General features: G+C 59.9%; 7 protein-coding genes. 5 read left to right on the forward strand and 2 right to left on the reverse strand.

The genetic code is table 11. The features are described from left to right. Nucleotides 1-7608: non-ribosomal peptide synthetase (locus IC66_RS0140885; protein WP_049806756.1), on the forward strand; the 7608-nt coding region annotated here is incomplete at its 5' end. Between the two features lie 1622 nt (nt 7609-9230). Here IC66_RS0140885 and IC66_RS0140895 read toward each other — a convergent pair. Next, nucleotides 9231-9914, reverse strand: coding sequence for a helix-turn-helix domain-containing protein (locus IC66_RS0140895; RefSeq protein WP_026312933.1), 684 nt, complete (start codon nt 9912-9914; stop codon nt 9231-9233). Between the two features lie 537 nt (nt 9915-10451). Here IC66_RS0140895 and IC66_RS44565 point away from each other — a divergent pair. Beyond that, nucleotides 10452-10718: a DUF3551 domain-containing protein gene (locus tag IC66_RS44565; protein WP_018648598.1), complete on the forward strand. Its 267-nt coding sequence runs from the start codon at nt 10452-10454 to the stop codon at nt 10716-10718. A 447-nt stretch (nt 10719-11165) separates the two neighbouring features. Here the strand turns inward: IC66_RS44565 and IC66_RS48835 are convergent, their stop codons facing one another. Then, the gene (locus tag IC66_RS48835) at nt 11166-11585 is read right to left on the reverse strand and encodes a hypothetical protein (protein ID WP_223153697.1); all 420 of its coding nucleotides are present in this window, start codon (nt 11583-11585) and stop codon (nt 11166-11168) included. A 235-nt stretch (nt 11586-11820) separates the two neighbouring features. Here IC66_RS48835 and IC66_RS0140905 point away from each other — a divergent pair, with 235 nt between their 5' ends. The 3 genes from IC66_RS0140905 to IC66_RS0140910 are packed head-to-tail and all read left to right on the forward strand — an operon-like array spanning nt 11821 to nt 13649. Beyond that, nucleotides 11821-12195, forward strand: a complete 375-nt coding sequence (locus IC66_RS0140905; protein WP_014497752.1) for a type II toxin-antitoxin system RelE/ParE family toxin — start codon at nt 11821-11823, stop codon at nt 12193-12195. Beyond that, nucleotides 12192-12512, forward strand: a complete 321-nt coding sequence (locus tag IC66_RS44575; protein ID WP_011084909.1) for a helix-turn-helix domain-containing protein — start codon at nt 12192-12194, stop codon at nt 12510-12512. Before IC66_RS0140905 ends, IC66_RS44575 begins: the two co-directional genes overlap by 4 nt. A 12-nt stretch (nt 12513-12524) precedes the next feature. After that, nucleotides 12525-13649, forward strand: a complete 1125-nt coding sequence (locus IC66_RS0140910) for a DUF3800 domain-containing protein (protein WP_011084910.1) — start codon at nt 12525-12527, stop codon at nt 13647-13649. The last annotated feature ends 152 nt before the right edge of the window (nt 13650-13801 follow it).

Genomic DNA, 13801 nt, shown 5'->3' on the forward strand with positions numbered 1-13801 from the left:
CCGCTGACGGTGAACGGCAAGCTCGATCGGAACGCGCTGCCGGCGCCGGCCGATCAGGCCTATGCGCTGGCGGCCTACCAGTCGCCGCAAGGTGCGGTCGAGACGGCGCTGGCGCAGATCTGGGCCGAGCTCCTTGGTGTCGAGCGCATCGGGCGCAACGACCACTTCTTCGAACTGGGCGGCTACTCGCTCTTGGCCGTGCAGATGTCGAGCCGGCTGTCACAGGCTGTCGGGGTCGAACTGCCACTGTCGACGCTGTTCGCAAGGCCAGTGTTGAGTGACCTGGCGGCAAGCATCGTCGAGCTGTTGAGCTGCTCGGGTCCGCAAGAGCTGCCGTCGATTGCAGCCGTGTCGCGGCATGAGCCGCTTGTGCTGTCGTTTGCGCAGCAGCGGCTATGGTTTTTGGCTCAGCTGAACGAAGGCAGCACCAACTATCACATTCCGCTGGCCTTGCGATTGCGCGGGATGCTCGACCGCAGCGCCTGGCAGCGCAGCCTTAACCGTCTGTTTGCACGTCATGAGGCGCTGCGCAGTGTGTTTGTCTCGACCCAGGGCAAGCCCCGGGTTGAGGTTTTGCCGCCGGACGCGGGTCTGCCAATAGTTGAGCATGATCTGCGGGAGAGATCGGATGCGGAAGCGGCATTTTTGGATCTGTGCCATGAAGAGGGGCGCACGCCATTCGATCTTGCGCGCGGTCCGCTGATCCGCGGTCGGCTGATCCGCACCGCCGACGAGGAACACGTCTTCCTGCTGACCCAGCATCACATCGTCTCGGACGGTTGGTCGATGGGCGTGCTGCTGCGTGAACTTAGCCAGCTCTACCGGGCATTCCAGGCCGGGCAGGACGATCCTCTGCCGCCGCTTGCGATCCAATATCCGGATTACGCCGCCTGGCAACGCCAATGGCTGTCGGGGGAACGGTTGCAGCAGCAGGCGCAGTATTGGCGCAGCGCGCTGGCGGGCACAGCCCGTCTTGTCTTGCCGACGGACCATGCGCGGCCTGCCCAGCAGTCGTTTGCCGCGGCCGCGGTCCCGATCACCGTCGATGCGGATTTGACGCGGGAGCTGAAGCGGCTGAGCCTGCAGCATGGCTCGACGTTGTTCATGACGGTGCTGGCGGCCTGGGCGGCGGTGCTGTCGCGTCTGTCCGGGCAGGACGATCTTGTGATTGGCGTGCCGAGCGCCAATCGGGGGCACCGCGAGATCGAAGAGCTGATCGGCTTCTTCGTCAACACTCTGGCGCTTCGGCTGGACCTGTCGGGCAAGCCGCGCGTGTCGGAGCTTCTGGAGCGGACGCGGCGCACGGTGCTGGCTGCGCAGGAGCATCAGGACCTGCCGTTCGAGCAGGTGGTGGAGATCGTGCAGCCGCCCCGGGCTCTTGATCACACACCGTTGTTCCAGGTGATGCTGGCCTGGGAGAACAATGCGGTTGGGCCATTGGACCTGCCGGGGCTGAGTGTCGAAGCTGCCGGGGAGGAGATTGATCAGGCCAAGTTCGATCTGGAGCTGAGCCTTGGCGAGCATGGCGAGGAGATCGCCGGAACGCTGGGTTATGCCACGGCGCTGTTTGATCAGGCGACGATCGAGCGGCAGCGTGGTTATCTGCTGGCGCTGCTGCGGGCGATGGCAGCCGATGCGCAGCAAGAGGTCCACCGGATTGAGCTGCTCTCGACTGCCGAGCGCACGTATCTGCTGGAGGAGCTGAACCGGACGGCGGCGCCGTATCCTGCGGAGCGGTGCATCCACGAGCTGTTTGAAGTGCAGGTGCACAAGGCGCCGGATGCGGTGGCGGTGGTCTGCGAAGATGAGCGGCTGAGCTACGCCGAGCTCAATGCGCGGGCCAATCGCCTGGCGCATCACTTGATCGCCCTCGGGGTCAGGCCGGACCAGCCGGTTGCGATCTGCGTCGAGCGCAGTCCGATGATGGTGGTGGGGCTTTTGGCGATCCTCAAGGCCGGCGGGTCGTATATGCCGCTGGATCCGGCCTATCCGTCGGCGCGGCTGCATCAGGTGCTCGACGATGCGGCGCCGCCGCTGCTGCTGGCCGATGTGGCCGGCCGTGCCGCCTTCGGCGCGGATGTGCCGGCCAAGGTGAGCGTGGTGGAGCTCGATGCTGCGGCGCCGGCCTGGGCCAGCCTGCCGGAAGCGGATCCTGATCGGCGCGCGCTCAGCCTGACCTCCCGCAATCTCGCCTATGTGATCTACACCTCGGGATCCACCGGCAGGCCAAAAGGGGCACAGAATGAGCATCGGGCTATCGTTAATCGCCTGATCTGGATGCAGGACGCCTATGGTCTGAAACCAACAGACGTCGTGTTGCAGAAGACGCCATTTAGCTTCGATGTCTCGGCCTGGGAGTTCTTTTGGACTTTGCTTGAAGGGGCAACGCTGGTACTGGCGCCGCCCGGTGCGCACAGAGATCCCGATACGTTGGTCGACTTGATCGTCAGCCAGCGCATCACGACGGTTCACTTCGTGCCATCCATGCTGGTCAGCTTTTTGGATGCGAAGAGTGTTGACCGCTGCACATCGCTGCGGCAGGTTTTATGCAGCGGCGAGGCGCTCCCTGCCGCCAGTGTGTATAGGGTTCGGCGCGTATTGCCCTGGACGGCCCTGCACAATCTTTACGGTCCGACTGAAGCCGCGATCGACGTGACATCCTGGAGCTGCCCGGCTGAGTTTGATGAGGCCATCGTCCCGATTGGCCGCCCTATTGCCAACACGCGGGTCTACTTGCTGGATGGTCATGGCGCGCCTGTGCCGTTCGGTGCGGTGGGCGAGCTCTGCATTGGCGGGGCGGGGGTGGCGCGGGGCTACCTGAACCGCCCTGAGCTGACCGCGGAGCGGTTCATCCCCAGTCCCTTTGTCGAGGGCGACCGGCTGTACCGGACCGGCGACCTGGCGCGCTACCTGCCGGACGGCAATCTGGAGTTTTTAGGGCGCAACGACGACCAGGTAAAGATTCGCGGCTTCCGCATCGAACCGGGCGAGATTGCGGCGCGGCTTTGCGAGCATGCCTCCGTGCGCGAGGCGGTGGTGGTGGCGCGCGAGGATGGTGGCGGCGAGCAGCGGCTCGTTGCGTATGTCGTTGCCGCCGGAGCTGAGGAATCTGATCTTGCCGGCGGTTTGCGGGCGCATGTGAGTGCGGGGCTGCCGGACTACATGGTCCCGAGTGCGTTCGTGCGGCTGGCGGCGCTTCCGCTGACGCTGAACGGCAAGCTCGATCGAAAAGCGCTACCGGCCCCGGGCGACGAGGCATATGCGCGGCGGACCTACGCGCCGCCTCAGGGCGAGATGGAGACGGTGCTGGCGCAGATCTGGGCCGAGCTGCTGGGGCTGGAGCGGGTCGGACGGCACGACAACTTCTTCGAACTGGGAGGGCACTCGCTCTTGGCGGTGCAGATGATGGAGCATCTGCGGCGGCGGTCACTGCGCATCGAGGTGCGCACCTTGTTCGTCAAGCCAGTGCTCGCGGATCTGGCCGCACGCCTGGGCCGCCATCACGAGGTGGCAGTCCCGGCCAACCTGATCACCGAGCGGAGCGTGGCGATAACGCCGGAGATGTTGCCGCTGATCGAGCTCGCGCAGGACGAGATCGACCGGATCATCGCCACGGTACCCGGCGGGGTTTGCAACATCCAGGACATTTACGGTCTGTCGCCGCTGCAGGACGGCATCCTGTTCCATCATTTGCTAGCGGCAAAGGGCGATCCATACCTCCTGATGTCGCAGATGGCGTTTGCCGAGCGTGGGCTGCTCGCGCGCTATCTTGCCGCGATCCAGCGGGTGGTAGATCGGCATGACATCCTGCGTACCTCGTTTGTCTGGGAGGGGTTGTCGCGGCCGGTCCAGGTGGTGTGGCGGAAGGCGCGACTGGAGGTGATCGAGGTCCAGCTGGATGGCGCTGATGGCGCTGGCGCTGAGCAGCTCAGGAACCGGTTTGATCCGCGCCGGCACCGCATCGAGCTCGGCCGGGCGCCACTGCTGCGGTTTGTGATTGCGCGCGAGCCCGGCAGCGCGCGCTGGCTGTTGCTGGAGCTGCAGCATCATCTGATCGGGGATCACGCAACCCGGGACGTGATGCATGCTGAAGTCCGGGCCAAGCTGGAGGGGCGCGAGCATGAGCTGACGGCGCCGCAGCCATTCCGCAATCTGGTGGCGCAGGCGCATCTACGCGGTGATGCCAAGGCGGATGAAGCGTTCTTCCGGGAGCTGCTGGCCGGCATCGACGAGCCGACCACGCCCTTCAACTTGAGCGAGGTGCGCGGCGACGGCGGCGGGGTTCGTGAGGCGTATCGGATGCTGCCGCCAGCGCTCCATGCGCGGCTGGCGGAACAGGCGCGGCGGCTGGGCGTGAGTCTGGCGAGCCTGTGCCATCTGGCGTGGGGGCAGGTGGTGGCGCGCAGCAGCGGCCGCGAGCAGGTGGTGTTCGGCACGGTGCTGCTGGGCCGCCTGCAGGGCAGCGCCGGCGCCGACCGCGCCATGGGACTGTTCATCAACACCCTGCCGCTGCGGCTTGATCTTGATGGGACCGCCGTCGAGGCGAGCGTGCGGACCACGCACGCCCGGCTGGCCGAGCTGCTGACACATGAGCATGCCTCGCTGGCGCTGGCGCAGCGCTGCAGCGCTATTGCGGCGTCGGCGCCGCTGTTCAGCACGCTGTTGAACTATCGTCACAACAAGGCGCCGGCTGTGCCCGGCTCCGGGACGGATGATGTCTTGTCGGGTATGGAATGGCTGGGCGGGGAGGAACGCACTAACTATCCGCTGACCCTGTCGGTTGAGGATTTTGGCGAGGCGCTGGGCCTCACTGTGCAGGTGGCGGAGCCAATCTCGGCGGATCGGATCTGCGGCTACATGCAGCGGTCGCTCGAGCAGCTGGCAGAGGCGCTGGAGCATGCCCCGGATACGCCGGTACGCGAGCTCGACATCTTGCCGGCTGAGGAGCGCACCTATCTGCTGGAGGATCTGAACCGGACGGAAGAGGCCTATCCAACAGAGCAGTGCGTCCATGAGCTGTTCGAGGCGCAGGTGCAAAAGGCGCCGGAGGCGGTGGCGCTGGTCTGCGAAAACGAGCGGCTGAGCTATGGCGAGCTCAACGCGCGGGCCAACCGGCTGGCGCATCTTCTGATCGAGCTTGGGGTCAAGCCGGACCAGCCGGTGGCAATCTGCCTCGAACGCAGCCTGATGATGATGGTTGGCATCTTGGCGATCCTGAAGGCGGGCGGTGCCTATCTGCCGCTGGACCCAGCCTATCCCAGCGAGCGGCTGCGTCAGGTTGTCAACGATGCCGCGCCGCGGCTGCTGCTATGCGACGTCGTCGGTCGCGCAGCACTCGGCCCCGAAGTGCTGACCGAGGTGACGGTCATTGATCTGGAGACGGCCACGCCCGCCTGGGCCGAACGGCCGGCTTCGAACCCAGACCGGCACACGCTTGGCCTCACATCCGGCCATCTCGCTTATGTGATCTACACCTCAGGCTCAACCGGAACCCCAAAGGGGGTCATGGTCCAGCATCGGGGGTTGGTCAATCTGCTGTCGGCTCAGGTCGGCCTCTTTGGCGCTTCTTCCAACAGCCGAGTCGTGCAGTTCGCCTGCATCGCTTTTGATGCAAGCGCTTGGGAGCTTCTTATGGCGTTTGGCTCCGGAGCGGCTTTGCACTTGCCTGCGGAAGAGATCCGTCAAGCGAGGAACAAGCTATCGGATTATCTCCGAAGCGAAGCCATCACCCACGCGACACTACCCCCAGCGTTGCTTCAGACGAGCAAGGATCCGGAACGTTTGGCTGCGCAAGTTCTCATTCTTGCCGGAGAGCTGCCTAAGCCTGAACTCATCCGAAGTCTGGCCCCAGCATCAATGGTCAATGCTTATGGCCCGACCGAGGCAACAGTCTGCGCGACGATCTGGACTTGCCCGGCTGATTTCAATGGGTCGGTGGTCCCGATCGGGCGCCCAATTGCCAACACGCGGGTGTACCTGCTGGATGGCCATGGCGCGCCCGTGCCGTTCGGTGCGGTGGGCGAGCTTTACATTGGCGGGGCGGGGGTGGCGCGGGGCTACCTCAACCGCCCTGAGCTGACCGCCGAGCGGTTCATCGCCAGTCCCTTTGTCGAGGGCGATCGGCTGTACCGGACCGGCGACCTTGCCCGTTATCTGCCGGACGGCAATCTTGAGTTCCTGGGCCGCAACGACGATCAGGTGAAGATTCGCGGCTACCGCATCGAGCCGGGTGAGATCGTCGCGCGGCTTTGCGAGCACGCCTGGGTGCGCGAGGCGGTGGTGCTGGCGCGCGAGAACGACGCCGGTGACAAGCATCTGATCGCCTATGTGGTCTGCGCGCCCGAGGCCGGCTCGGATGAGGGCGGTGGAGGCGCGCTTGCGGGCGCCTTGCGCGCGCACTTAAGTGCGCGACTGCCGGACTACATGGTGCCGAGTGCGTTCGTGCGGCTGGCCGCGCTTCCGCTGACGGTGAACGGCAAGCTCGATCGGAACGCACTGCCGGCGCCGTCCGATCAGGCCTATGCGCTGGCGGCCTACCAGTTACCGCAAGGTGAGGTCGAGACGGCGCTGGCGCAGATCTGGGCCGAGCTCCTTGGTGTCGAGCGCATCGGGCGCAACGACCACTTCTTCGAACTGGGCGGCTACTCGCTCTTGGCCGTGCAGATGCTCGGTCGAGCATCAAATCTTGGGTTGAGTTTTAGCGCCACCGACCTCTTCCGCGCACCTGTTCTGAAGGAACTCGCATCGCAGATTTGTTTGCAAGTGCAGCCCAGTAACTCGGCGGTGATTTCCGTTCGACCGAACGGATCGCAACCACCGCTCTTCTTTGTCCCGTCAGGCTTTGGAGATTGTTCGTATGTCCTCGGTTTGGCGGTGGAAATGGATGCAGACTGCTCAGTCTACGCTCTGCCATGGCCACCTTTCGATGACGTTCGTCCACCGACTTTTGAGGCGATGGCCGCGGAGGTGATTGTTGCGATTAAACAGATCCAGCCACGTGGCCCATACCGCTTTGCTGGATACTCATCAGGTGCAATCCTGGCTTATGCAATTGCCGAGCGATTACTGAGTAGTGATGAAGTTGTGTCGTTCATGGCCTTCATCGATGTCAGTCTACCTGGGGCTTCTTCGAACGCATCACTGAAGAATTTGGCGCGAGAGTTTGTTTTGGATCGTTGTGGAACCTTGCGCGATGAATATCGCGAGGTTTTAGAACGCGACACGGAACAATGTTCCATCTCTGAGTTGCTCGAAAAGGCGCAGCAAACAGGAGCGTTAGCTCCAGATCACGATCTTCACAGTGACGTCTCGATGTATCAAAGGGCCGCGGCATTTCAACGGGCGCTACAATCGTATCGCATTCCGTCGCTCCCAATTGAAATATACCAGTTTTATGCCAGTGAGCCTCTTAGTCGTTGGGTACCGCCTGACAAGCAATCTGGTCGCGATGCAAACCTGCCAAAGCTTGGCTGGGACCTGGTCGTCGATGCGGGGGCCATTCATGCGGTACCTGTTCCAGGCAACCACGCGACAATGGTGAGCAACCCAGAAAACCGCCAAGTTCTCGCTCATGCTATTTCAACGGCCCTAATCGGCACTCTTGAATAGGCTCAAAGAATTTCTCCGAAGGCTCAGGTTCGAAGTTTCGTTTCTAGACTAGCCCCAAATATCCATCCCACAAGACAGACCGGGAGTAGATGTTGCGGGTAATCGTACCCGACGATGTTCCATTCAGCGACGCTGACGACGACACGTGCCCGAATGTGTTGATAGTCCCGTTCGTGGTGGAGGGACCTGAATACGGGCCACTCAAGATCGGTCCAGCATACTGCTGCTGGACCGCAGTGTCACCGACGTTCAGGACTAGCACGCCATCAATGTTGTTGGTCGCAAGCCAGACGAATTTCTGCATGGTGTACGTCCGCATTGGTGGAAACAACACCAACCCATCTTCAGCAACGACGCCGGCTTTCTTCCTTCCTCTGAGATAGTCGACTGAATGCTAGAAACTAGAGCGGGGGCCCGCGACGTAAGCGGCTATCCGATTGACCGGTTCGGAGGGAAGGTCCCGGCCTGCATACCTTTTGTATGGATGTTGTGATGCATCCTGCTAGTGTCGTCGCCGCAACGGCTAAGGCGAGGAGCGCAACCCCCCAGTGAAGAAATCGCTGAACTGAACCAGCCCCGCCCCACAACAACTATCGAGTTACCTTTTTTCGATACTCGTCTATCATTGCTGTCGTAACATCACCCAGTAGCACAGCGGTGCCGCGCCGCCCGGCCGCGAATAGGCGCTTCTGCTGCCGCATGCCCGGCCATTGCGCATCGTGTCATCCGGGCAGGCGCAGGGTCTGCCAGTTGCGTGATATTGTGATCCCGGCTGGCCTTAATCAGGATCGCGGCGATGGCCGCGGCGGTCAGCGCAACTTCGATCTTGCGTTTTGTGTCGGTTTGCTGTGGGGCGGGATCTTGCGGTGTCTTGGGTATTGCGGTGGCGCCACGCGGGCCGGGCGGAGCAGTCTTGGAAGCTTGCGGCTGCGAAGGGCTGCCCGGCACCGCCGTTAGCGCGAGCGGACTTGCTGGGGGGCTGGTTAGCTGCGCTACCATTGCAGGCGCAGAAGTAGAGGGTCGCCCGTCCTGACGGCCGACGGAATAAGCTCCTATGGCTGTAAGGCCCAGAAGCACGATCACAGTCCAGCCCCGCATGAGGACATTCAAGCGAAGCCGGAGCGATCGGGCAAGTTGCAAATTGTAAATCGAAGGCAAGCCCCCGTATTTTCCCGGAAGTGGCCTTGATGGAGGATTAATTGGGCACGGCCCGTCCGGCCAAAAGCGCATGCTTAGACGTTCGTCGTGTTGTTTCGAATGAGCTTCGGGCACGAAAACGTACCGGCGTTTATGCTGTACAAATGAACAGGCGTGCCGACCTTCTGGGTGATTTCGCCTTTGAGACGTTGCGGCGCGCGTGAAACCCGAATGCATTCCATTCGAGATCGAAACGGCGGTCGAGTCTATTGCAATGGTTTGCCGTCGTCACCGGCGTTGGCTCAAGGGCCTGTATGATCCGGCGGTGTTTACCGGCACCGCCCGAAGGTACATCGCAGCGTTCGGGGAATAGCACTCGATAGCTGATTGGTTGCGCCTCGGAGGTGAGATCAATTTTCCTGAAAGTGCGGTAGTTGCTGCGGGCGATCCTAACCGCGACCGAAGCTTTTCACGCCGTCCGCATGTTAGCTTTGCAGGTCAAGGCTCGCGAGCCGCTGCCGGTCCAGAATCACGATCTCGCGTTGGGTATTGCCGATGAAATCGAGGACACCATCAGTGTGCAATTGCGACACTGCACGCGAAACGGTTTCGACGGTCAAACCAAGGTAATCGGCGATATCGCGCCGAGACATTGGGAGCGAGATCACGTCAGCAGCCGTGAGTCGTTCATCCATCTCGTGCAAGAACGCGGCAACGCGCTCCAGAGCAGTTTTACGTCCGAGCAGCAGCATATGGTCTTCGGCGTGTTGCAAGTTATTCGTCGTCAAGCTGAGCAAGGTGCGCCAGACAACCGCGTCATTCTCGGCGACCGTCTCAAGGTGTTGCCGCCTGATCAGGCGAACAGCGGTTTGGATGATCGCTTCCGCCCTAAATCGGTGGACTCCGCCGTTCTCGAGTCCAAAAATATCACCCGGCAAATGAAATGCGCCAATCTGGCGCCGCCCATCGGAGAGTAATTTGCAGGTCCGTACCGCGCCTTTCCTGACCTGGTAGACGTACTCGGCTGGCTCACTCTCGATGTAGATGGTTTTACCTTTCTTGTAAGTGAATTCACTCAAGCTGACGATCGGATTCGAGCCGCTCGATATGCCGAGCTCACTGAGCGAATTGATTAGGGATCTATGGTCTGTGGTGATGCTCACGAACATGGTCCGACACTCCTGAACCAGAATATACGAAGGGGAGCCTCGCGAATTGATCCGGCGCAATCTATGGATGTCATTGTAACAAGCGGCCATGAAGAGGAGAAGTCGTGTCATTGTGACGCAGTGCGCGCGCAGCAGTTGAGGTGACGCAATGTGTTGTCATCCGGTCGAGGGGGGCCCCGCAACGCGCGTCGGAGCGAACGAAGCGATCATGGATTGAGTGCCATACGAGTGTTCTGCTGCGCGAAGGCGACAAGTCGCGCTTAAAAGATGCGTTTCACTGCGGAGTATCTTTGAAAGGCGGCTTCGGATCGCGAGCGAGTGTGTCCAAGACCAAGGACGGGTGCGGATAATCGGCTCCGGCCCTCTTAAGCCCACCCTGATATCCAACGTCTGCTCAAGAGCCCCCGTCGAGGCTCTGCCACGGGTGATTGTCTCGCTGACGATGGTCCAACTGGACCCGACACCGGCAATTGACTAAGATCAAACCTCTAATACGGATGCTCTATCCTTCAGCGAATTAAGGAGGCAAGAGATCTCATGCCTTACCTTCTCGCTACCGGAATCCTAGCACTTCCTATCCTCGTCAGCTTTGGATCAGATTTGACCGCTGCTTCACGGGTTCATTCGTACACCCCACCGGCTCGCCAAGACGTTTATTGCCTGCAGGGCCGAGCCTGGGGATATCCGGGCAACTGCCAGTTCTCGACCTACAGTCAGTGCATGGCTACCGCATCCGGCACCTACGCTTATTGCGGTATCAATCCGATGTACGCCTTCGAGCGACAGGGAAGGCAATTGCGCTGAGGCGAACGTCGTCAGGTCAGCCAAGCAGCGTTGGATGATGGACGGACCGTTCAGACTCGTGTCGCGGTTCGCTCGACCCCAGCCGCTGAATCGGCTGATTGGTCCGTTCGTTCGACTGCGCCCGGTGCCATCCTTGCATCTGGACGGCGATATCCGCTCCTGGGGCGGGGCGACACTATTCGAAACGGATCTTCTGGCTCAGATCTCTCGGAAGATAGCAGAAGGCCCGCGCTCTTCCCAGTACTGTCTCAATCTGTCTCAGAGTTCAGCGCGGCGTGCAGCCGAGCCTTCTCCAACCGAGACCTGAGTCCATTCAAACAGGCGGCCAGTTTGGCGAACTCCTGAATGCTGACATAATCAAAGACGAACTGCTCAACCTCTTTCTGCTGCTCGTAAGGATCTTGCGAGCGATGCCCGTGAGCGACAAAAGGACGTACCTGGCATCATTCATGTCGGATTTCCGGCGCACGAACTGCTTACCTCAAGCTCCCTCGATTGCTTGGTGATGAAACCCGACTCGACTCTCATCAGCTTCGCGACAGCATTGACGGGAACACCATCTTCTTCCAGCTCCGTCAGAGCCATCAAGATCATCATTTGCGGACCAGTAATGCCAAGCGCATTCGCGTGGTAGGACCGAAGATCGCAAGACATACGTCGATTGATCTGATCTACCATGTAAAGCGCCTGAGTAGATCCTGACTGACGCGCGGCGCCTTCCGGGAGCGTGTTGCCAATGCAGGCAGCTTGGGTGGCATCTGATCTCAGGAGCTCCAGCCTCAAAATATTGCTTGCTGGCTGGCTGGCTTCAGCAAAGAGGACCGGTCCTCGCTGATCACTTTGACGCGCCCAAAGCGCCCCGATCAATCAGTCGCCACAGCTAGACCATTCGTTCCGGTTCGATTTATGAGGATATTGCCCCCTCCCCAGTGGCGATCACCATAGCTTCAACCCAAGATCGAGGCCATCAAAAGTACGCCTAGCGACGTTGATGGACAGGATCGGAGAGGTCGTCGACGGGCAGTGGCGGAAATTCGCCATTTATAGGCCCGTCAGGAAACCCTTGCAAAATTATAGCAGTAGTGCTATAAGAGAAGGGCGAATGACCACACAGAAGCCCGTAGTTTGGATCGGATCGTCAAAGGACGATCTACGAGCTTTCCCGGACGAGGTTCGCCGCGTCATGGGGTTTGCGATCAATGATGCACAAAACGGCGACGAGCATCCTCGTGCCAAGGCCTTAAAGGGCTTTGGTGGCCGGAGTGTACTGGAGGTCATCGACGATGAAGATGGCGATACGTTCCGTGCCGTCTACACCGTACGCTTCGCTGGCGTTATCTATGTCCTTCATGCCTTCCAAAAGAAGTCGAAGAAGGGGATTGAGACTCCGAAGCACGACATCTTGGTAATTCAGGCCCGGTTGAAGGCAGCCGAGGCTCATTACCAAGAGAACTACGGAAAAGGAGGCAAGAAATGAGTAAGGCAATTAAAGCAACCGCAGGCAGCGATAATATTTTCGCTGACCTTGGCTTTGCCAATCCTGAGGAAGAACTCCTCAAAGCCAAACTTATTCGTGAGCTTCGTGCGATCATCAAACGTCGCAAGTTGACTCAGACAAAGGCTGCCGAACTGCTAGGCCTTAAACAGCCTGATGTATCTGCCCTAGTGACCGGCCGCGTAGGGAAGTTCTCGATCGACAGGATTGTTCGATGCCTAGATCGGCTTAATTATCGTGTGGACGTCGTTATCCGTCATAAGCCCGTTCGTCGCGCATCCTCGCGAGCTGCGGCCTAAGAGTGGGAATGGATGGATATTGACGAACTTCGGGATGCTGAAATCCAGCTACATGGTTTGACCAAGGCCGACGGCGTCTATACGTTTTATCACGATGAGACCAACAATATCCGCAAGTTGTATATTGACGATGGACGTTTGAACGTTGCTGAGCTGAAGGTATTCGTCCTCGGCGGCATTGTGCATGAAGGAGCACCGCGACCGATTGAGATTCAATCGCTTCGAGAAGCGATGCGTATCCAGAAGACGGCTCCGGAAATCAAACTGGAGCATGTCGCCAAGGGTAACTTTCTTGACGTTCTTCGCTCCCGAAAGCTGACCACGTTCCTTCGATGGCTTATCGATAACGGGTTGATGATCCACTATCACGAGCTGGATCCATTCTACTGGTCAGTTGCAGATATCATCGATTCGATCGTGCCTGAACTTGGCAATCCGATGCTCTTGCAATACCACGTCTTGCTGAAAAGCGACCTCGTCGCAGTGCTGCGCTGCGAACTGGCCGCAACCATCCAGCTATTTCACGATTTCGGCTATCCGGGGTTATCACCCGAGGGGCGGAGACCCTTCCTCGACAGGCTCATTGAGATTCTCGAACGTAACAGTGATGTCCTCCGGCATTTCAATGCAATGATGTTGAAAGGTGTACTGCAGGCCGGACGGGCGCTGGAGAGTCTGGAGTTCATTGAAGGTTATTACCCGAACCTGCTCATCGATGAGTTCAGTACCTTTTACCAGGGACGTATCGCGATCTTCAAGAATTCGACCCACATCTTCGACATGGAGAAGGTCATCCACGACCGCCTGCTGGAAACACCTCTGACCAGCCAGGGGAAACCGGTTGCGAACTTCCGATTTGCGGATTCCAAAGCCGAGCTAGGGCTTCAGATCTCAGACGTTATTGTGGGCGTCTTAGGAAAGATGCACACCTACTTTACGAACACGGGTCATGAGGACGTCGCTGCGGATCGAGAGGCTCTGGCCGGGACGAGCCTGGAGAACGCAAAACTCTTGTCGGACCTCATCTCAGCTTCGCATGCAGCCAATGTCACGTTCCTTCATCATGTCGCCAGTGTGCACGACATAGATAAGCTTGATCTGTTTCTTCGCTTTCCAGATGGGGCTCACGTTGCATGAACGAGGCGATCAATAATCGGCATTCGCGAGGGTGGGATACTTCGAACTTCTCAGCTGAACGTCGGGAGTATTTAGATGGTGATCTTGCCTTTGAAGCAATTGCAAGATCTATAGCGTCAGAGCTGGCCCCGGTTGTTTGGACAGCGCCCCGC

The sequence above is a fragment of the Bradyrhizobium genomosp. III genome, from assembly GCF_000261705.1.
In the GTDB taxonomy this organism is placed as follows: Bacteria; Pseudomonadota; Alphaproteobacteria; order Rhizobiales; family Xanthobacteraceae; genus Bradyrhizobium; species Bradyrhizobium ottawaense.